Annotated in this window: 22 protein-coding genes; 9 read left to right on the forward strand and 13 right to left on the reverse strand. The window is 39.0% G+C overall.

Features of this window, described 5'->3' with window-relative positions:
* The first annotated feature begins 63 nt into the window (after positions 1-63).
* Together HJC33_RS08740 and aroQ are read left to right on the forward strand one after the other, a co-directional pair.
* Positions 64-522, forward strand: coding sequence for a hypothetical protein (locus HJC33_RS08740; RefSeq protein ID WP_171658439.1), 459 nt, complete (start codon positions 64-66; stop codon positions 520-522).
* Positions 523-594: 72 nt separating this feature from the next.
* Positions 595-1011 (forward strand): type II 3-dehydroquinate dehydratase, encoded by a 417-nt coding sequence (gene aroQ / locus HJC33_RS08745; protein ID WP_171658440.1) that lies wholly within the window; start codon positions 595-597, stop codon positions 1009-1011.
* Here the strand turns inward: aroQ and HJC33_RS08750 are convergent.
* The 6 genes from HJC33_RS08750 to HJC33_RS08775 form a co-directional block, all read right to left on the reverse strand.
* Positions 1003-1284, reverse strand: a complete 282-nt coding sequence (locus HJC33_RS08750; protein ID WP_171658441.1) for a DUF3817 domain-containing protein — start codon at positions 1282-1284, stop codon at positions 1003-1005. The genes aroQ and HJC33_RS08750 overlap by 9 nt on opposite strands.
* Before the next feature lie 2 nt (positions 1285-1286).
* Positions 1287-2678, reverse strand: a complete 1392-nt coding sequence (gene lpdA, locus HJC33_RS08755; protein WP_171658442.1) for a dihydrolipoyl dehydrogenase — start codon at positions 2676-2678, stop codon at positions 1287-1289.
* A gap of 118 nt (positions 2679-2796) precedes the next feature.
* A complete protein-coding gene (locus tag HJC33_RS08760; RefSeq protein ID WP_171658443.1) occupies positions 2797-3333 on the reverse strand; it encodes a DUF1572 family protein in 537 nt (178 codons plus the stop codon).
* A complete protein-coding gene (msrB, locus tag HJC33_RS08765) occupies positions 3330-3740 on the reverse strand; it encodes a peptide-methionine (R)-S-oxide reductase MsrB (RefSeq protein ID WP_171658444.1) in 411 nt (136 codons plus the stop codon). Before msrB (HJC33_RS08765) ends, HJC33_RS08760 begins: the two co-directional genes overlap by 4 nt.
* A gap of 18 nt (positions 3741-3758) precedes the next feature.
* Positions 3759-4253, reverse strand: a complete 495-nt coding sequence (gene msrB, locus HJC33_RS08770) for a peptide-methionine (R)-S-oxide reductase MsrB (RefSeq protein WP_171658445.1) — start codon at positions 4251-4253, stop codon at positions 3759-3761.
* Between the two features lie 107 nt (positions 4254-4360).
* Positions 4361-4939 (reverse strand): collagen-like triple helix repeat-containing protein, encoded by a 579-nt coding sequence (locus HJC33_RS08775; protein WP_171658446.1) that lies wholly within the window; start codon positions 4937-4939, stop codon positions 4361-4363.
* Positions 4940-5097: 158 nt separating this feature from the next.
* On the opposite strand from HJC33_RS08775, the gene glgB reads away from it, so the two are divergent.
* From glgB to HJC33_RS08800, 5 genes are all read left to right on the forward strand, one after another.
* A complete protein-coding gene (glgB, locus tag HJC33_RS08780) occupies positions 5098-6993 on the forward strand; it encodes a 1,4-alpha-glucan branching protein GlgB (protein ID WP_171658447.1) in 1896 nt (631 codons plus the stop codon).
* A gap of 95 nt (positions 6994-7088) precedes the next feature.
* Complete coding sequence (locus HJC33_RS08785; RefSeq protein WP_171658448.1) at positions 7089-9488, forward strand: glycoside hydrolase family 31 protein; 2400 nt, start codon at positions 7089-7091, stop codon at positions 9486-9488.
* A 44-nt stretch (positions 9489-9532) separates the two neighbouring features.
* Entirely contained in the window at positions 9533-10342 is an 810-nt protein-coding gene (locus HJC33_RS08790; RefSeq protein WP_171658449.1) for a M48 family metallopeptidase, read from the forward strand.
* A gap of 111 nt (positions 10343-10453) precedes the next feature.
* Positions 10454-11779 carry an MFS transporter gene (locus HJC33_RS08795; RefSeq protein WP_171658450.1) on the forward strand — a complete coding sequence of 442 codons (1326 nt, stop codon included), beginning with the start codon at positions 10454-10456 and terminating at the stop codon, positions 11777-11779.
* A 21-nt stretch (positions 11780-11800) separates the two neighbouring features.
* Positions 11801-12286 (forward strand): nuclear transport factor 2 family protein, encoded by a 486-nt coding sequence (locus HJC33_RS08800; RefSeq protein WP_171658451.1) that lies wholly within the window; start codon positions 11801-11803, stop codon positions 12284-12286.
* A 54-nt stretch (positions 12287-12340) separates the two neighbouring features.
* Here the strand turns inward: HJC33_RS08800 and HJC33_RS08805 are convergent, their stop codons facing one another.
* From HJC33_RS08805 to HJC33_RS08825, 5 genes are read right to left on the reverse strand one after another with little or no spacing between them, the layout of a single operon-like run.
* Complete coding sequence (locus HJC33_RS08805; RefSeq protein ID WP_171658452.1) at positions 12341-13066, reverse strand: head GIN domain-containing protein; 726 nt, start codon at positions 13064-13066, stop codon at positions 12341-12343.
* Positions 13067-13085: 19 nt separating this feature from the next.
* Positions 13086-13787 carry a head GIN domain-containing protein gene (locus tag HJC33_RS08810; protein ID WP_171658453.1) on the reverse strand — a complete coding sequence of 234 codons (702 nt, stop codon included), beginning with the start codon at positions 13785-13787 and terminating at the stop codon, positions 13086-13088.
* A 27-nt stretch (positions 13788-13814) separates the two neighbouring features.
* Positions 13815-14912, reverse strand: coding sequence for a DUF4097 family beta strand repeat-containing protein (locus HJC33_RS08815; protein WP_171658628.1), 1098 nt, complete (start codon positions 14910-14912; stop codon positions 13815-13817).
* Positions 14893-15453, reverse strand: a complete 561-nt coding sequence (locus tag HJC33_RS08820) for a hypothetical protein (protein WP_171658454.1) — start codon at positions 15451-15453, stop codon at positions 14893-14895. Before HJC33_RS08820 ends, HJC33_RS08815 begins: the two co-directional genes overlap by 20 nt.
* Positions 15454-15455: 2 nt before the next feature.
* On the reverse strand, positions 15456-16013 hold the full coding sequence (locus HJC33_RS08825; protein WP_171658455.1) for an RNA polymerase sigma factor: 558 nt from the start codon (positions 16011-16013) through the stop codon (positions 15456-15458).
* Between the two features lie 218 nt (positions 16014-16231).
* Here HJC33_RS08825 and lon point away from each other — a divergent pair, with 218 nt between their 5' ends.
* Both lon and cmk read left to right on the forward strand, forming a co-directional pair.
* Positions 16232-18682 carry an endopeptidase La gene (gene lon / locus HJC33_RS08830; RefSeq protein WP_171658456.1) on the forward strand — a complete coding sequence of 817 codons (2451 nt, stop codon included), beginning with the start codon at positions 16232-16234 and terminating at the stop codon, positions 18680-18682.
* Between the two features lie 24 nt (positions 18683-18706).
* Entirely contained in the window at positions 18707-19399 is a 693-nt protein-coding gene (cmk, locus tag HJC33_RS08835) for a (d)CMP kinase (protein WP_171658457.1), read from the forward strand.
* 206 nt (positions 19400-19605) lie between these two features.
* Here the strand turns inward: cmk and HJC33_RS08840 are convergent, their stop codons facing one another.
* Together HJC33_RS08840 and HJC33_RS08845 are read right to left on the reverse strand one after the other, a co-directional pair.
* Positions 19606-20154, reverse strand: coding sequence for a YbhB/YbcL family Raf kinase inhibitor-like protein (locus tag HJC33_RS08840; protein ID WP_171658458.1), 549 nt, complete (start codon positions 20152-20154; stop codon positions 19606-19608).
* Between the two features lie 88 nt (positions 20155-20242).
* Entirely contained in the window at positions 20243-21079 is an 837-nt protein-coding gene (locus HJC33_RS08845) for a helix-turn-helix domain-containing protein (protein ID WP_171658459.1), read from the reverse strand.
* Positions 21080-21152 lie beyond the last annotated feature (73 nt).

The raw sequence follows: 21152 nt of genomic DNA on the forward strand, positions 1-21152 counted from the left end.
AACTGTACATAACCCCAAGTATTACAGTGTATTTATTGAATATTAATCATTTAATGCTTAAAAATGAAAAAAACACTTTTTGCCTTGGGGATTATATTATTGTGCACATTGTCTCTAAGGGCACAAAACTATAAAGGAGCTATAGGAGCTGGTTTGGAACTCTACGGAGAGGATATTTTTTTTGAGGCTGCAGGAAAATACTTTTTTGCTGACCATCATGCAGGACAAGCCAATATAGGTTTTGGATATAATGCCACTATACTGACCGCTTTGTATTCGTATCATAAACAATTTTTTAGGCCAGAAGGTCTACAATGGTATTGCGGTATTGGACCCAGTATAATTCTTCTTGAAGAATCTGATAATATTTTTGCGCTGAGACCTCATATAGGGTTGAATTATAAGATTCATAAAATCCCCATTGTGTTTAATGTTGATTGGAGACCTTCGGTTGTACTTAGTCATGTAGGGAGTCATGAAATATTAGCCTTCGGTTTTGGTCTGCAGTTTGCTATAAATTGAAACAAAGACTAAATAATAAAGACTTGTGGCGGGATGTTCCCGCCCTTTTCTTTTTGTTGTATTTTTAGCCGTATGAAACTGATGATCATTAACGGTCCCAATTTAAACTTGTTGGGGAAACGGGAGCCAGAGGTATATGGCAGTACTACTTTTGAAGATTATTTTGCTCAACTACAGCAAAAGTTCCCACAGGTGGAACTGGAGTATTTTCAATCCAATATTGAAGGAGAGCTTATTGGTAAAATCCAAGAAGTGGGTTTTGATTATGATGGCATTGTTTTAAACGCAGCATCCTATACCCACACCTCTGTAGGTATCGGTGATGCCGTAAAAGCGGTAAATGCCCCCGTAGTGGAAGTACATATTTCCAATACCCACAAACGCGAGGAATTTAGGCACGTTTCCTATATTTCTTCAGGGGCAAAAGGTGTTATTCTAGGCTTTGGATTGCAAAGCTACGACTTGGCCATTCAGAGTTTTTTAGGCTAAATCTTTCAAGTATTTTTTATCCGCATAGAATGTCCCAAAAGGCAGTAAGGAAGCTATGAAGAGCACCAAAAATTTTTTGATGCTCCATTTGTGTTCCCAACAAAAAACAATGGCCAATATGCCATATAGTATAAAAAGGCCACCATGGGCATAACCTACAAATTTATTGGGTTCCAAGATTCCCGCCCAATGTTTTAGCGGCATGGTCATCCCAAATAACAATAAATAGGAAATTCCTTCAAGAATAGCGGTTGCCCTAAAAAGTTTTAGCATTTTTATAGGTGGATTACTTCATCATAGGCATCAGCTACAGCTTCCATTACGGCTTCGCTCATTGTAGGGTGAGGGTGAACAGCTTTGAGTACCTCATGACCGGTAGTTTCCAGTTTTCTGGCTACTACAGCTTCCGCGATCATATCCGTTACGCCAACCCCGATCATATGGCATCCCAACCATTCGCCGTATTTGGCATCAAAAATTACTTTCACAAACCCTTCAGGGCTACCAGAAGCTTTTGCTTTTCCACTGGCTGAAAATGGAAATTTGCCCACTTTAATATCATACCCTTGCTCCTTGGCCTGTTTTTCTGTGAGTCCCACAGAAGCAACTTCAGGAATACAATAGGTACAACCGGGAATGTTTCCATAATCCAACGGTTCTACATGCATCCCAGCAATTTTTTCAACACATAAAATACCTTCGGCAGAGGCAACATGGGCCAATGCTTGGCCTTGAGTTACATCACCAATGGCATAATATCCTGGTATGTTGGTTTGATAGTAATCGTTTACCAAGATTTTATCTCGATCAACGGCAATACCTACATCTTCCAGTCCAATATTTTCTATATTGGTTTTGATGCCTACGGCAGATAACACAATATCTGCTTCTAAAATTTCTTCACCTTTTGAAGTTTTAACGGTAGCTTTTACACCATCACCAGAGGTGTCCACGTGTGTAACTTCAGCATTGGTCTTTATTTTTACACCGGCTTTCTTAAAGCTTCTTTCCAATTGTTTGGAGATATCCTCGTCTTCAACTGGAACTATGTTCGGCATGTATTCCACCACGGTCACTTCGGTTCCCATAGCATTGTAGAAATAGGCAAATTCTATTCCGATGGCACCGCTTCCTACCACAATCATTTTTTGGGGTTGTTTGTCCAAGGACATGGCCTCACGGTAACCAATTACTTTTTTGCCATCTTGTGGAAGACTAGGAAGCTCACGACTTCTCGCTCCGGTTGCGATGACGATATGGTCGGCAGAATATTCAGTTGAACTGCCATCTTCACCACTCACCAATATTTTTTTGCCAGGTAGAATTTTTCCAAAACCGTTGAGTACATCAATTTTGTTCTTTTTCATCAAAAATTGAACACCTTTGCTCATTCCTTCTGCAACTCCACGGCTTCTTTTGACAACGGCACCAAAATCATGCTCTACTTTTTTGGCACTTAAACCATAATCTTCAGCATGTTTCAGGTACTCAAAAACTTGAGCGGACTTTAAAAGGGCTTTGGTGGGGATACAGCCCCAATTGAGACAAACACCTCCCAAACTTTCTTTTTCAACAACGGCCGTTTTAAAACCAAGCTGTGAAGCCCGTATTGCAGTTACATATCCACCGGGACCACTGCCCAAAACAATAACATCGTATTTGCTCATTAGATTTTGATTTTTGTTGTTATGGTTGAAATTGCCCTAAATAGGCAGGTGCAAAAGTACGGAATTCAATACCCAAATCCCAAGCCGGGAAAAGTCAAAATTAGCTTGGTTTGTGAAATCAAGACTTGTCTTTTGAGAACATCTTTTTATTGAAGGCTTCCGAGCCCCCTTTTGGAATGGATAGAGATTTCCAACCCGAACCCTTGATCATCTTTCCAAGGAGAACAATTTGTCCAACATGACTTGAATAATGGGCCAACTGACGATTTACCGCCTCAATAATTGTGTGTTCTTCGTTCCTTATTTTGATTTTTGTTTCAAAATTGGAGGATTTGACGTTTTCTAAAGCATTGAACAAACATGTCCAACCTTTTTCCCAAGCGGAAAGCATTTCAGTTTTTGAAGCAAATGGACCTAGAAATTCATTTTCTCGGTTGCGCCAGCTCTTTTCACCGTCTTCGGTTAGAAAATTGGTCCAACGACTCAACATATTGCCTACCATGTGTTTTACAATGATGGCAATGGAATTATCTGTTTCTTGATATTTCCAATATATATCTTCTTCGGAAAGTTGGGCAAAGGTTTTATCTCCCATCGTCTTGTAGCGATGAAATTCAAATTTGACATTGGAGAGATAATTTTCCTCAAAATTCATTTTTCCTGAGCTGGGTCAAAATTGATGCTCACAGAATTGATGCAATAGCGCTGACCGGTTGTTTCTTTGGGGCCATCGTTAAAAACATGCCCTAAATGACTACCACAGTTGGCGCATACAGTTTCCGTGCGAATCATTCCATGCGAAGTATCCCGTATATACTCAATGGCACCTTCTATGGCTTGATCAAAAGAGGGCCATCCGCAGCCACTTTCAAATTTGTTTCCACTCTTAAAAAGTTTGGCGTTACAGGCCTTGCAATGGTAATCACCATTTTCAAAGTGAAGATTGTATTGTCCTGTATAAGGTCGTTCAGTCCCTTTTTGTCTTAAGACATAATACTCTTCTGGAGAGAGTTCTTTTCTCCAATCTTCCTCTGATTTATCTATACTGTATTTCTGGGTCATATTTTTTGTCAAAATAAATTAATTGGCATCTGGAATGAAATCAAGTGAAACCCCATTGATACAGTGTCTTTTGCCAGTGGTGTTTCTTGGGCCATCGTTAAAAACGTGTCCTAAATGTCCACCACAAGTTGCACAATGTTCCTCTGTTCGGGCAACACCAATTTTGTAATCCACACTGTAGGCCACATTTCCTTCAATTTCCCTATCGAAACTTGGCCATCCTGTACCAGATTTGAACTTGTGCTCGCTACGGAATAGTGGGGTTTCGCATGCAGCACAAACATAAGTGCCTTTTTGCTTATTATTGAGCAATTCGCTGCTAAATGCACTTTCTGTGGCAGCTTTTCTCAGCACATAATATTCCATATCTGTTAGTTCGGCACGCCATTCTGCATCGGTTTTGGTGATTGGGTACACCATTTCCTCTTTTTCAGTAACTTTCTTTTCCTCTTGTGAAATACCCTTGCATCCCGCCAAGAACACTAAGGTAATCCATAGCAATTTTTTTCCCATATGCGCTTTTTTATAAATAGACGCTTTTTTGTCACTATCCTTTCAAAAATATAAAACAAAAAAGTCCGATTGCAACCAATGAGACTTGTAATTTATGTTGAATGAGTTTATTGCAGCACCAATTTTTGGACATCATCTTCTTCAAGACCTAATGAGGACATTACATTACTAATGTTGGAAGTGTCCATTTTTGAGGAACTTGCAAATACACTGGGCACAAAAACTATTCTAAAACTTTGATTGTCAGTAAAACCGGTATCCAATGCTGAAAGGTCAAAATTTCCATCAATAAAAAGTTCTACATCCACAAAAGTATGAGCAGATACATATTGAATGGTTCCTTCAGGTAGGAAGAAACTTTGTGGAATTTGACTCCAAGCATCCGCAGTGCTGTTATCATCCAAATCGATGGTTCCATCAAAACGGTATACTAGAACAGCATCAGCTTCAAAAACTTCAAAATCTGTGATATCGCTAAAGTTTATTATGGTGCTATAGATATTGCCATCTACATCGTAATCAAAGTTAACACCATCCACTTCAACTACCTGTCCTTGAATTCCGTCCTGACCGTCCGCTCCATCCAATCCGTCTAGTCCATCAAAACCGGGAGGGCCAGCAGGTCCTTCACAGGATACAATAAAAAGTACTAAAAATGCTCCGATAATAGCGTTGAATTTATTCATGATAATTGATTTTTGATTTGTCTTAATTTATGCTTGTTTCCCATACCTTTCCAAAAAGCGTACCACTTTTTTAAAACCATGATTCTTTTCAGCTTTGAAGCGTAAAATCGGATTCTTGATTAAAGATGTGTATTATTGTATTGGCTAAACCAACTGTCATGTCCAAAGTAATCTCCCATAGTTTTTTTACAGAGTTTGATATCAATCTTTTTAAAGCCGGAAAACATTTTCGATTGTATGATAAGTTAGGCTCACATCCCACAGAAGTAAACGGAATAAAAGGAACTTATTTTGCTGTTTGGGCACCTTCAGCAAAATCAGTTTCGGTAGTTGGTGATTTCAATTCTTGGAACGCAGGTGAACACGAGTTGCAGGTTAGATGGGATGCAAGTGGCATATGGGAAGGTTTTATTCCAGGTGTTGACAAGGGTGCCAAATATAAATACAAGATAAACTCGCATCATAACGACATATGGACAGAAAAATCCGATCCGTTTGCCAGATGCTGTGAACATCCTCCAAATACTGCCTCGTTGGTATGGGATGCCCCCTATACTTGGAAGGACAAGAAATGGATGGACACCCGTGAACAACACAATGCCTTGGATAAGCCTTATTCCGTTTACGAAGTGCATTTGGGTTCTTGGAAAAAGAAAGATGGATGGCAAAACATGTCCTATTTGGAACTTGCGGATGAATTGGTGAATTACGTACATAAAATGGGCTTTACCCATGTGGAATTTATGCCCGTTATGGAATATCCCTTTGATCCTTCCTGGGGATATCAATTAACGGGTTATTTTGCACCTACCTCGCGATTTGGAAAACCTGAGGATTTTAAAACACTAGTGGATAAATTCCATCAAAAAGGAATAGGGGTTATACTGGATTGGGTACCATCCCATTTTCCTGAAGACGCCCATGGTCTTGGTTTTTTTGATGGTACGCATCTCTATGAACACCCAGATAGAAGAAAAGGGTACCATCCAGATTGGAAAAGCTTGATTTTCAATTATGGAAGAAATGAAGTTCGGGCTTTTCTTATTAGTAATGCCATTTTTTGGTTGGATCAATTTCATGTTGATGGATTAAGGGTTGATGCTGTGGCTTCCATGTTATATTTGGATTATTCCCGCGAAGATGGCGAATGGGAGCCCAATATGTATGGCAACAACGAGAATTTGGAAGCTATGTCCTTTATTCGGGAAATGAATACCGAAGTTTATGCTAGTTTTAAAGGGGTGCAGACCATTGCAGAGGAATCAACGGCATTTACTGGGGTTACCAGTCCGGTGCACCATGGAGGACTTGGGTTTGGCATGAAATGGATGATGGGTTGGATGCATGACACTTTGGAGTTCTTCAAAAAGGAACCTATTTATAGATCATATGATTTAAACGACATCACTTTTAGTATGACCTATGCGTTTACAGAGAATTTTATGCTTCCTTTTTCTCATGATGAAGTGGTATATGGAAAAAAATCGCTGTTGTATCGTATGCCGGGTGACGAGTGGCAACGCTTTGCCAACCTAAGGTTGCTTTTTGGATATATGTTCACGCACCCTGGCGGTAATCTACTGTTCATGGGTGGGGAATTTGGACAATCTTCCGAATGGAATTTTCAACAAAGTTTGGATTGGCACTTAACTCAGTATGATTTTCATTCTGGAATTCAGGAATTGATCAAAGATTTGAACAAACTCTATAAAAACAATCCTGCTTTGTACGAAAAACAGTTCAGTCCGGAAGGTTTTCAATGGATAGAGTACAACGATAAGGAAAACACGGTTTTAACCTATATTAGAAAAGGGTATGATTCCAAGGACGACTTGATCATTGCTTGTAATTTTACACCAGTACCTAGAGAGAACTATCGAGTTGGCGTTCCAAAGACAGAAAAACTCAAATTAGTTTTCAATAGTGATGCTGAAAAATATTCAGGAAGTGGTATCGGAAAAAAAACAGTTACACCTTCCTCAGAGCCTTGGAATGGGTTTGAACAATCTGTGGCACTAAACCTTCCACCTTTGGGTGTTGTTGTTTACCGATAAAATCAACACTAAAACGTTTTAGTTAAGATGTTTTGAACATCTCTTTAATTTCTCACCCTAATGTGTTTCTTTTGTTAGTCTCAATGGAGTAGCAAATGATAACCAACACAGAGATAGCCAAAAGAGGGAACCAATACCCTAATCATATTGTTGATTTTAATCAGGAGAAGGACAGATTCTATTTTACAACCCAAAATGGAGTCATTCTAGAATTGACCATACTACGGGATAGCGCCATTAGATTTAGGTATGCTACCGAACATGTTTTTGAACCAGATTTTTCCTATGCCATAAGTGATGACGTAAGCCTAGGATACAATGAGCTCTTGGTAAAGGATGAAATTCCAGAATATGTCATAACCACTTCAAAAGTTAAGATTTATATCAATAAAACCAATCTCAAGGTACAAATTGAGGATTTGGACGGGGTAATTTTATCTGATGATGAAGGAGGTTTTCATTGGGAAGAAAATTATGACTACGGAGGTAACGTGGTAAAAATGAGTAAAGTGTCCCATTCTGGTGAAAGCTATTACGGGATGGGGGATAAAGCATCGCACACCAACCTTAAAGGAAAAAGAGTAAATAATTGGGTGACGGATTCTTATGCGTATGGAAAAGATCAAGAACCACTCTATAAGGCCATTCCTTTCTATGTGGGGCTCAAGGAAAACATTGCTTACGGAATCTTTTTTGATAACTCTTTCAGTACTTATTTTGATTTTGCCAATGAGAAAAGAAATGTGACCAGTTTTTGGGCTGATGGAGGAGAAATGAACTATTATTTCTTTTATGGTCCCAAAATCAGTCAAGTGGTTGAAGCATATACCGATTTGACCGGTGTTCCAGAACTCCCACCTCTATGGGCTCTAGGTTTCCATCAATCCAAATGGAGTTATTTTCCAGAGAAGAAGGTGAAAAAAATTGCTTCAACCTTTAGAAAATTGAAGATTCCTTGCGATGCCATCTATTTGGATATTGATTATATGGAAGGTTTCAGATGTTTTACCTGGAACAACCGATATTTCCCCAATCCTAAAAAAATGATTGATGAGTTGGAGGAAGATGGTTTCAAGACCATTACCATGATTGATCCGGGAATCAAAATAGATCGTGATTATTGGGTGTACCAACAGGCCATGGATCATGGTTTTTTCTGCAGAAGGGCAGACGGGCCACATTTTAAGGGAAAAGTTTGGCCAGGAGAGTGTAAGTTTCCAGATTTCACCAACCCAGAAGTTCGTGAATGGTGGGCCGGTCTTTATAAACAAATGATTGCAGATATGGGAGTTCATGGTGTTTGGAACGACATGAACGAACCCGCTATTATGGAAGTTCCCACCAAAACTGCAAATCTTGATGTTCGCCATGATTATGACGGAAATCCGTGTAGTCATAGAAAGGCCCATAATGTTTATGGTATGCAGATGGTTAGGGCTACTTACGAAGGAGTTAAAAAATTCAGTTTTCCTAAAAGACCATTTGTGTTGACCAGAGCAGCTTACTCAGGTACGCAGCGCTACTGTGCAACATGGACAGGTGATAATGTGGCCACATGGGAACATTTATGGATAGCCAATGTACAAATGCAACGCATGTGTATGAGTGGTTATTCCTTTGTTGGGTCGGATATTGGAGGCTTTGCGGAACAACCCAACGGAGAGCTATTTGCCAGATGGATTCAACTGGCTATTTTCCACCCATTTTGTAGGGTTCACTCCAGTGGAGACCATGGAGATCAAGAACCATGGTCATTTGGTGATGAAATCACAGATATTGTTAGAAAGTATATTGAACTCAGATATCAATTATTACCGTATTTGTACACCCTATTTTACAAATACATCAAAAACGGATTACCGATGCTTCAATCCTTGGTTTTTTATGATCAAGAAGATGCGCAGACTCACTTTAGAACGGATGAGTTTCTTTTTGGAGAGCAAATGTTGATATGCCCTGTGCAAGAACCCAATGCACAGGGACGACGCATGTATTTTCCTAAAGGAAAATGGTATAGCTATTGGACAGATGAGGTAGTGACAGGGGGAGTTGAAAAATGGGTTGCCGCACCTATTCATGTAATTCCCATGTATGTAAAAGAGGGGGCCATGATTCCAAAATACCCAGTGCAACAATATGTTGGTGAATTGGAAATTAAAGAGTTGGGAATTGATATTTATTATAAAGAAGGTATTGAAAATTCCACCATTTATGAAGACCAACAAGACGGATATGATTATAAAAAGGGTAGATATAGTCTAAGGAATTTTAGATTGCGGGGCAAGGAGAACGAGGTCATTATCCAGCAGTTTAAAGATGGGGATTTTATTACTCCATATAAGAAATTCAAACTAATCTTTCACGGGTTGCCATTTACTATTGGAAAAGTGGAATTGGATAATGAAGAAGTAAACTTGAATGATGTGAAACCCAACGGTAATAATACTTTAGAGGTTAGTAAGGATTTTACGGAACTACACATTTTCGGAAAGTAATTTTTTTGTATTTTCCCTTTACTAAACACTATTAACATTATACAATGAGACGATTGATTTTGACGGTAGCGGTCTTTCTTGCTGTTGCTGCATGTAAAACGAATCCATTTACTGGGAAAAGTACGTTGAACTTTTACCCCAACAGTCAGATTTTCCCCATGGCCTTTGCCCAATATGATCAGTTTTTGACTGAAAACAAGGTAATCACAGGAACTTCAGAGGCCGAAATGATAACAAGAGTTGGGCAACGTATTTCCACTGCAGCTGAACGTTGGTTGGATGCCAATGGTTATCCAGGTTATTTGAAGGATTATCAATGGGAGTATAATCTAGTGAATGATGAAACCGTAAATGCTTGGTGTATGCCAGGCGGTAAAATAGTTTTTTATACAGGTATTCTTCCTATAGCTGAAAGTGAAACTGGAATTGCCGTAGTAATGGGTCATGAAGTTGCCCACGCATTGGCAGACCATGGTGCCCAACGTATGAGTGCTGGAATGGTACAACAGATTGGTGCTGTAGCTGGTAATGTTGCCATAAAGGATCCAGAAAAAAGAAACATGTTCAACCAAGCCTATGGCTTGGGGTCAACAGTAGGAGTTATGCTTCCTTTTAGTAGAAGCCATGAGACTGAAGCAGACCGTATAGGACTACAGATAATGGCCATTGCTGGGTATAATCCAGATGAAGCAGCCAATCTTTGGAAAAGGATGAAAGCCAACGCAGGAGGACAAGCACCGCCAGAGTTCTTGAGCACGCATCCCTCTAACGATACTAGAATCGCTAATTTAACAAACTGGGCACCTGACGCTAAGCAAGAAGCGGCAAAATTTGGGGTGACCACATTTAAATAAGAGCAAAAACTTTTAATGTACAATGTCATTTCGAACCTGAGGAGCATCTTTTTTCTGAGTTGAGGATTGCTCCCTTGGGAATCGAAATGACATTTTTTTTAACCTTATATCATGACAAAAGTTCTGGCCATAAAAGGAAGTAAAAAATTGTTGAATGCATGGGCCTTCTATGATTGGGCCAACTCAGTATACAGTTTGGTGATTTCCTCTGCTGTTTTCCCAATTTTTTATGGAGCGTTGTTCCGAGTGGCCGGAATTGAGAAGGTGACCGTCTTTGGAGGCGAGATTGCTAGGGCACCATTGATTAGCTATGTTACTTCTTTGGCTTTTGTCTTTATCGCTATTATCACTCCATTGGTTTCAGGGATTGCCGACTATATGGGAAACAAAAGAGTTTTCCTGAAGTTTTTTTGTTACTTGGGAGCTTTGTCCTGTATCGGTTTGTATTGGTTTTCTTTAGAAAATATTTATTTCGGGCTGGTGTGTTATTTCTTTGGATTGGTTGGATTTTGGGTGAGTTTTGCCATTAATAATTCTTATTTGCCAGATATTGCATTTCCAGAACAACAAGATGGCATCAGTGCCAAAGGTTTTTCATTAGGTTATGTGGGCAGTGTAATTCTATTGATTTTTAACTTGGCGATGGTCATGCAGCCTGCAGTTTTTGGAATAACAGATAGCGGAGGAGAAGCTGCTGAAATCAAAGCAATGAAATATTCCTTTATTTCTGTGGGTATATGGTGGATTCTTTTCAGTCAATACACTTTTGCATATTTGCCTAAAGGAAATAAACGCGAGGGTGAGCGAAAAAATATTGTTCTTAATGGTTTTAGGGAATTACAAAGCGTTTGGAAGCAATTAGGGACTGAAACGCGGTTAAAACGATACTTAGGGGCCTTTTTTGTATATAGTATGGCAGTGCAGACCATCATGCTGATTGCCACGTACTTTGGTGAGGAAGAAATCAACTGGGGTACTGATAGTGAACGAACAACTGGACTCATCGTAAGTATTTTGGTGATTCAGATTGTTGCCATTTTTGGAGCTACGATGACAGCAAAAGCTTCAAAAGTCTTTGGAAATATCAAAACATTGATTGTGGTGAATATCATATGGGCACTGCTATGCGTTTACGCCTTCTTTCTGTATACACCCATTGATTTTTACATTGCCGCAGGACTAGTTGGAATCGTCATGGGAGGTATCCAAGCGTTATCCCGTTCCACATATTCCAAGTTTTTACCAGAAACTACAGATACAACCTCCTTTTTTAGCTTTTATGATGTTGCGGAAAAAATAGGCATCATCATAGGAACATTTTTGTACGGCGCTGTTGCCCAACTTACTGGAAGCATGAGAAACAGTACTATATTTTTAGGACTATTCTTCTTAATTGGAATTTTTCTTTTGTTTAGGGTTAACAAGAAAAAAGCTTAAACTTAGTTCTGATTCTTTAAAATGAATTCAAAACTATTTTTTTCCATTGTTCTGTTCACATTCGTTTTTGGATGTTCGAACCCAAAAAACATTAAATCTACAGTGGATGCGTATTATGAAACCTACCGGTATCGCAAAGATTTTGAGCAGTTACTTTCCTTTTATGATGATGAGATCATACTAGAGGATTATATCAATGGTGATAGAATTGAAGGGAAGAAAGCGTTGCAGGATTTTTTGGATTGGGACAACCCTAATTTTAAAATGATAGAGCCTTTTGCTTTGGAAATCTCTGACCAGTTGATTGATGGAAACAAAGTGGTCACAAAAGGTTATTTTTCAAAATTTCAATGGGGTGAATATGAGTTTGGGCCCATGCAGTTTGTTACCATATTGACCTTTAACCGAAATGGCAAGATTATTCATCATGAGGATTGGATCAATTACCCATCCAACTTAATCGATTACAACACTAGAGTTGATTCTAATGATTGGATAAAAAAATAAACCCTATCCAATGGACAGGGCTTAAATGTTTTTTGATTGTTGATAAACTCCTGTTTATCCTCTGGATATATCTCCAGAACCTGATGCTTTGCTTTTGATTTTTGTTGGATTACCGCGATAACTGATATCTCCTGATCCAGAAACACGGGCATCGATAGATTGATTTGCAGTTACTTTAATGTCTGCTGAACCTGAAACTGCAGCAGTCACAAATTCAGCTTCCAAATCGTAAGCCTTAATATCTCCAGAACCTGCTACATGAACATCAAGGTCAGTAGTTTTCCCAGAAAGGTTAATGTCTCCAGAACCAGAAAGTGATGCACTCACGCTTTGTGCTTCAATGGTTAAGGAAACATCTCCAGAACCTGCCATACTAGTTTTAAAACTATCTGCTTTCAAAGTAGTTTTACCAACTATGTCCCCGGAACCTGACAAAGAAACCGTTTTGATATCTTCAACAGGCACAGTGATATAAATTCCCTTAGACCAGTTTGAAGGACGTAAATTAACGCCTCTTTCAGTCTTGATGACCAATTTTCCGTCTTTTACTTCGGTTTTAATATGTTCAAGTAGATTGGATTCTCCTTTTAGGGTAAGTTCGCCTTCTTGACCGCTTACGAGCTCTACATCGAACCATCCGGCCAAAGCTACGGCATCATATTCCCCAACCGAGCGTTCTATGGTAACAGTATTGCCATTGCCTTTAATTCTTTTGCCCCACTGTGCATTTGCCACTACCATCATGGATAGTGCAATTCCTAATGTGATAAGTTTTTTCATTGTTGTTGTAGTGTTTGGATTAGAGTGAATTTTCTTTGGATACAGAACCTGAACCAGAGACTTTGCTGTTTATTTTACGGGCTCTTCCGATATACCTAACATCTCCAGAACCAGAAATTCGTGCTGTGATGGATTCATTGGCATGTACTTTAACATCCGCAGAACCACTGATGATTGCAGTAACCTTATCGGCTTCCAAATCAAAGGCCTCAATGTCACCTGAACCGGATACTTCAGCTACGAAATCTTTGGCAGTTCCGTTAAGAATGGCATCGCCTGAACCCGATAGAACGGATTTTAAATCAGTTGCTTCAACAGCTAAGTCAATTTTACCCGAGCCAGAAAGATAAGTTGCAAACTTTGAGGCTTTTAATGTGGTTTTTCCAATAATGGAACCAGAACCAGATAGAGCAACCTCTTCTATATCCTCTACCGGAATGGTAATCTGTATTTTGGACCAAGAATAAAATGGGGTGGCATTGTATCTTTTGTCCCATTTCACGGTAAGTTTCCCATTGTTCACTTCTGTGCTGATGTATTTGAGGTATTTTTCTTTTCCATTGAGTTCAATGGTGCCTTCTTCACCTGGAACGAGGTCCACATCAAACCAACCAGATATGTAGATTGCATCGTAGTCACCTATAGTTCTTTTCTCAATAGTTTGACCAATAAGGGGGGAGGTAAGGCCCCCCAATAAAATAAATAGGATAAATTTTTTCATGACTGTGTTCGTTTTTTGATGATGGTATTAGTTTTGATAAAAAGTGATGCCCCCATAATCTGAAATAATGGACACTAGGTTTCCGGAATTTTCACTTCCGTAAAACCCTTTATAGTACTTTTCAGTTGATTTTTCTTTGCTGATATTGATTTCAAAGGCTTCTTTGCCGCTTACTCCGGCATATTCAGTAGAGATTTCAAAATCAAAATGATAATCAGGATTGTACCCAATTTTAATACCGGTATAATCGGATTTGATATTGACATCACCTGCATCTGGGGCCATTTCGGAAAGTTTTATAGATCCATAATCTGCCGTGACATTCACATTGCCATGTACTCTTCCCAATTTTACACCTATATAGTCTCCATTTCCTGTGACATTCTTGACATCCTTTACTTCAATAGAGCCATAGTCACAGGTGTAGTCCAAATTCTCCATTTGGTTAATAACGGCGTTGGTATAATCGGCGTTGATTCTGAGGTTCCCGGCCTTTTCTATGGTAAATCCAGAATAATCCGCTACAATTTCTGCACTGTTGATGTAGTCGAAATTAGATCGAGATGTGTAATCGAACCGAAGCTCATTGTTTCTTCCTCGTAATTCGCCAATATCAATTTTTCCATAGTCACAATTGATTTTGGCATGTCCATCAATACGATCCAAATAAATACTTCCGTAGTCGTTGTTAAGGCTCACACTATTTTTCACGGGAAGTTTTATGGTATAGTTTACTTGTATACTTACCTTTTTGCTTTTTCTCCAACTCCAACCCCAGCTGTTGTTTCGATCACCAAAAAGAGTTCTTGCCGAGACCAAACTGGAATTGTTTTCAAAGGCTACATCAATTTCATTCAATCTTTCTTGTACTCTTTCCTCGCTATTTCCGTTGGCCTTGATATGTACCTCTATAACAACCCTATTTTCATTCCATGAAGTTATATTGAGATTGCCATAACTGTTCTTTACTTTAAAAAGCGCATCTGAATTAACATTGAATTCTTTTTTAATCGTCTTTTCCTTGGTATACTTTCCTCCCCAGTTGCCCAGGTCTGTGTTTGCACAGAGCATTAAGGGTGCCAGAAGAATGGCCCAAAGAATATTTTTATATCGTAATGTTTTCATCATTATATGCATTTAGATTTTTAATGTTTTCAATATTGGTCAGAACTTCTTTCAATAAATCTATTCTGGTTTGGAAGTTGATGATCATGGCGTTCAAAATAATTTTACTGTCACCACCATTTACCAGTTCCTGTTCTAGCTTGTTATAGTTGTTTTCCAATTTTTCCAATTGCATGAGCGTGTCATCAACCAGTTTGGCCGTTTCCGGCGATTTCTCATCTTTTAATAGTTGTACTTGCTCTTCAATAAGGCCGGCAAAGTAAAACTCGGTCTGGGAAACTTCCGGGGCAATTTCTACCACCTGTTCTTTAATATTTGGTCTGGAATTGAAAACCTGAATCCCCAATAGCGCTATCACGGCAATGGATGCTGCAATGGACAAAGGTTTCCACCAATTTGTTTTTTTGCTATGAATGGCAACTGTTCCCTGATTTTGGTTCAATTTGTCCAAAAACCGTTGTTGGTGTCCACTTGTTGGTTCTTCAAGGTCAAATTCACCTTGAAGCCTGCCAAACAGTTCATCTAAATTATCTTTACTCATAATCAAGTATTTATCATCAACCTTTTTCTAAGACTTTCTTTGGCGCGCGAAATTGTGGTTCTGCAATTGGCATAACTAATGTTCATAATCTCGCTAATTTCCTCGTAATCGTACCCATCAATTAAATGTAAGGTCAAAGAAACTCTGTAATTGTCTTTCAAACTTTTCATGGTTTCCATCACTTTTTGAGCCTTCAGTTCTGTATAACCATGGTCATCAGAAGCAACTCCATCATTATCTTCGACCTTGTACATTACTTCATCTATATCCACTGCTCTTGTTTTTTGTTGCTTTTTGTAATGGTGAATGCTGTTGTTGATCACAATTCTCTTTAACCATGCTCCAAAGGCTACTTCACCTTTAAATGAGCTAAGTTTGGTGAATGCGTTCAAGAATGATTCTTGCATTACATCTTCGGCTTCAGCCGAGTCTTTTACAATCCTAAGCGCTGTGTTGTACATAGCTTTGTAATAGCGATTGTAAATCTCCAATTGGGCACTTTGCTTTCCTTGGAGGCACAAATTGAGCAGTGCATCAATATGTTCTTTTTGGTGGCTCAAAAAATGTATGGTTTGTCTTATAGAGGGTTCAATTTATCAATTGTTACACTTTTTTGAGAAAATTTGGATTTTAATGGCATGGGAATTGCCCTAAATAGGATGTGAATAAACCATATTAATTTTGTAACTACTGATTTTAAAGGTGTTACATGGAATGATGGTTTTTAAGGAAGCTGAAAAATTTTGTCGGTTATGACAAAATGACTGAAACAGATGATATGGGAGAAATAAAAATTTCAAATTTTGACAATATGTCCCTTCAAGGACTGGAAGAAGATGCAGAATTGATTCCCTTGCTCACTCCTGAGGATGAAGAGCAAATGAACAATGAAAGTCTACCAGAGGTTTTACCGGTTTTACCTCTAAGAAATACAGTACTCTTTCCTGGGGTGGTAATTCCAATTACTGCGGGAAGGGACAAATCCATAAACTTGATCAAGGATGCCAATAATGGTTCCAAGACCATTGGGGTGGTTTCTCAAAAAGATGAGGAAACCGAAAACCCAGGTGTAAATGATATCAATACATTGGGAACTGTGGCCCGTATACTAAGGGTGCTGCAAATGCCAGATGGAAACACTACGGTTATCATTCAGGGTAAAAAACGATTCGAAATTGCTGATGTGATTTCTGAAAAGCCCTATTTGACAGCTACTGTTAAAGAAGCGAAAGAGGAGAGGCCTGATGAAAACAGCAAGGAATTTGAAGCCATAATAGAATCCATCAAAGAGTTGGCTTTTAAAATCATCAAAGACAACCCGAATATTCCAACGGAGGCAACTTTTGCCATTAAAAATATCCAGAGTAATTCCTTCCTGATCAATTTTGTGTCATCCAACTTGAATTTAGGTGTTGCAGAAAAGCAAGAATTGTTGGAAATACCGAATTTACAGGAGCGTGCTCTTACTACCTTGAAGTACATGAATATGGAACTTCAAAAATTGGAACTGCGGAACGATATCCAGTCCAAGGTGCGCAGCGATATGGACCAACAGCAGCGCGAGTATTTTCTCCATCAGCAAATGAAGACCATTCAAGAAGAGCTTGGTGGCATCTCTTATGAGGAAGAGGTAGATGAAATGCAGGAAAAGGCCAAGAAGAAAAAATGGGGTAAAAAGGTCAAAGAGCATTTCAATAGGGAATTGGGCAAAATGCAACGCATGAATCCCCAAGTGGCCGAATATTCCATTCAGCGCAATTACTTGGATTTGATTTTGGATTTACCATGGAACGAATACTCCAAGGATAAGTTTGATTTAAAAAGAGCCCAAGAAATTTTAGATAGGGACCACTATGGTCTTGAGGATGTAAAACGAAGAATCATTGAGTATTTGGCGGTCTTGAAGCTTCGTAACGATATGAAGTCGCCCATTCTTTGTCTTTATGGACCTCCCGGTGTGGGTAAAACTTCTTTGGGTAAATCGGTGGCGGAAGCTTTGGGCAGGGAGTATGTTCGTATGTCCTTAGGAGGGTTGCGTGATGAGGCTGAGATTAGGGGACATCGGAAAACCTATATCGGCGCCATGCCCGGTAGAATTATACAAAGTATAAAGAAAGCAGGAACATCCAATCCGGTTTTCATCTTGGATGAAATAGATAAACTTTCCAATAGTCATCAAGGAGATCCCTCTTCCGCTTTGTTGGAAGTTTTGGATCCCGAGCAGAACAGCGAGTTTCATGACAACTTCTTGGAAATGGGGTATGACCTATCCAAAGTAATGTTCATTGCCACAGCCAATAGTTTGGCAAGCATTCAGCCAGCACTTCGTGATCGTATGGAAATCATTAATGTTACTGGATATACCATCGAAGAGAAAGTGGAGATAGCCAAACGACATTTACTTCCAAAGCAATTAAAAGAACATGGACTGTCCACCAAAGATTTGAAAATTGGTAAACGCCAATTGGAAAAAATAGTGGAAGGTTATACCCGTGAGTCTGGTGTTCGGGGATTGGAAAAGAAATTGGCCAAAATGGTACGTCATGCGGCTAAATCCATCGCCATTGAAGAAGAATACAATATTAAAGTCACCAATGAGGATGTAGAAAAGATTCTTGGTCCTGCCCGTTTGGAACGTGATAAATACGAAAACAATGATGTGGCCGGGGTGGTTACAGGCTTGGCTTGGACAAGTGTAGGCGGTGATATTCTCTTTATCGAGTCCATTCTTTCCAAAGGAAAGGGTGCACTCAATATTACAGGTAATCTGGGCAAGGTGATGAAAGAATCTGCCACTATCGCTATGGAATACATTAAATCCAATGCAGATTCCTTCGGAATTGACCCCAATGTGTTTGAAAAATACAACGTGCATATCCACGTACCTGAAGGGGCAACCCCTAAAGATGGACCTAGTGCCGGGGTGACCATGTTAACGTCTTTGGTGTCTTTGTTCACCCAGAAAAAGGTGAAGAAAAGCTTGGCGATGACCGGTGAAATAACCTTGCGGGGAAAAGTTCTGCCAGTTGGAGGGATCAAAGAGAAGATTTTAGCTGCCAAAAGAGCCAAAATCAAAGAAATCATTCTTTGCGAGGACAACAGAAAAGATATTGGGGAAATTAAGGAAGAGTATCTTAAAGGACTGACTTTCCATTATGTTTCTGATATGAGTGAAGTGATTGACATAGCCATCACCGATAGAAAGGTGAAAAATGCCAAGACACTTTAGGGGGATATCCCTATTTTTATTGGAATGAAAAAAATTACCATTGCCATTGACGGCTTTTCCTCAACCGGAAAAAGTACCATTGCAAAACGTTTGGCCCAAGCTTTGGGCTACATTTATGTAGATACCGGTGCCATGTACCGAGCGGTTACCCTTTTTGCTTTGGAAAAAGGGTATGCGGGCGATACTGAAAATGTTAAAGCATTGATTGCAGATTTGCCCCAGATTCAACTGAAGTTTGTACTTAATGAAGAAACAGGTAGGGCAGATATGCACTTGAATGGTGTGAATGTGGAAAAGGAAATTCGGACCATGCGGGTTTCTGGACAGGTGAGCAAAGTAGCTGCTATTGCCGAGGTGAGGGAAAAACTGGTGGAAATGCAGCAAAAAATGGGAGAGGACAAAGGACTGGTCATGGATGGTAGAGACATTGGAACTGTTGTTTTCCCAGATGCAGAACTGAAAATCTTTATGACGGCCTCACCAGATGCCCGCGCAACACGGCGCTATAAGGAACTATTGGATAGGGGGGAAACCGTGACCTTTGACGAGGTGCTTAAAAATGTACAGGAACGCGACCGTATAGACTCGACCCGTGCGGTATCTCCCTTAAAAAAAGCAAATGATGCCATAGCTTTTGATAATAGCGATATGGGCTTGGAAGAACAATTTGAGCGCATCCACGATTTTGCATCGCGGATCATCAACAAGGAAGAGTAGGAGTGAAAGTTATGCAGTGTTTTTAGGTAGTCTGCCCCATAACTCATATTTTTTAGTAATCAAATATTTTGCCGTCGTCCGTTTTTGTGATCAGGATGTTTGCTTTGTTGTCGGTAATCTCAAGCTTGATGAATTTTCCATCTTTCCAGTATATTTCTTCAAGTCATTTTCTCTTTTTTGAACTTTTTTTACAAGTAGGAGTGTTTTTATCGTTTGTAATAGGCAACGATACTTGCTTTGGCCAAAGTCTGATTCCAAAGATTAAAACCAACTACTGCTGGGTTGATATTTTCATCAAGCCCTAATTTGTCCGTTTTTAACGCATAAACTGTTATAATGTATTGGTGAAATCCGTGTCCTTCGGGAGGGCAGGGACCACCAAAACCTTTTATACCATAATCTGTAGTGCTCTGAATAGCTCCTTTAGGCGCTAGGTTGAGTGCTACACTCCCTGCATTTGTTGCCAATTCGGTTATATTACTGGGAATATCAAATACGACCCAATGCCAAAATCCACTTCCGGTAGGTGCATCTGGGTCATACATGGTTACTGCAAAACTCTTTGTTCCTTCCGGTGCGTTTTTCCAAGACAATTGCGGTGATTGGTTGTCTCCTGAGCAGCCAAAACCATTAAATTCCTGTATTTTGGTGGCTTCCCCACCTAAATCTTCACTTGACAATGTAAATGTCTTCTGTCCAAAAAGTGTTGTTGATATGATCAAGGACAACACTAAAACCAAGTTTGCTTTATTCATTTTTATGTTGATTTAAAATTTTAAGTAAAATTAAGTTGTATACTTCTGAATAAATTTAGGACAATGCTCAAAATCTATTGCTAAAAGTTCAATTTTTATGGTGTTGTTTTGGTGTGATGCCATATTTCAATTTATAAGCCTGTACAAAACTGGACAAGTTCTCATAACCGATTTCATGATAAATTTCAGATGAGCTTTTTTGTTTTTGCTTCAATAAATAGTGGGCGTGTTCCAATCTTTTATTTTGAAACCATTTGATGGGGGATTCGAAATAATGTTTTTCAAATGTTCTTTTAAATGTGGATACACTCATATCACATAAAAAGGCCAGCTCTTTCAAGGTTAATTTACTCAGTTGATTGCTTTCTACGATTCGAGTGAATTTTTGTGTCGCATCGTTACTGTTGGTTGTTAGGGAATGCAAAAACTCAGTTCCATAGAGTTCGGTTAGATAGAGCATTATTTCTTCAAATTTCAGCTCCAGTAATTTCTCCTTTACATTTTTTGATAGCCTATTGATATCCGATAAACTGCTTACAAACCTTTGAATGAATTCATCAAAACCGAATGAGTGAACGGATTTATATTCAGTTGCTTTTGTTGTTTTGAACTCGTTTTTTCGGATGAAATTCAATAAAATCTCATTTGAAAAAAATAAAAGTATACTGCTGTAATTTTTGACCTCAGAAAGTTTTTCAGTCATTAAACAATGTCCTGACTTCATCAAGAGAAACTTGGAGTTTTCAATAGATAAGGTAGAGTTATCAAAAACAACTTCTTTGGTTCCTTCAATCAGAAAGCTGAATGTATTCTTGGTCAGAATTACTTGTTGCCTGTCTATTTCCTGAGAACTATGGTACTCAAAAACCTGAACCGGTTGGGGATGGTCTAAATCTAGTTCGTCAGGAAGTGTAATTGTCTTCATTTAGTTTAGTGCATTATCAATATGTACAAAGAGAAAAATACTGCACATGGATAAAATATAGTGGTTTGTTGTA

This window comes from Flagellimonas amphidinii, from assembly GCF_013090115.1.
Classification (GTDB): domain Bacteria; phylum Bacteroidota; class Bacteroidia; order Flavobacteriales; family Flavobacteriaceae; genus Flagellimonas; species Flagellimonas amphidinii.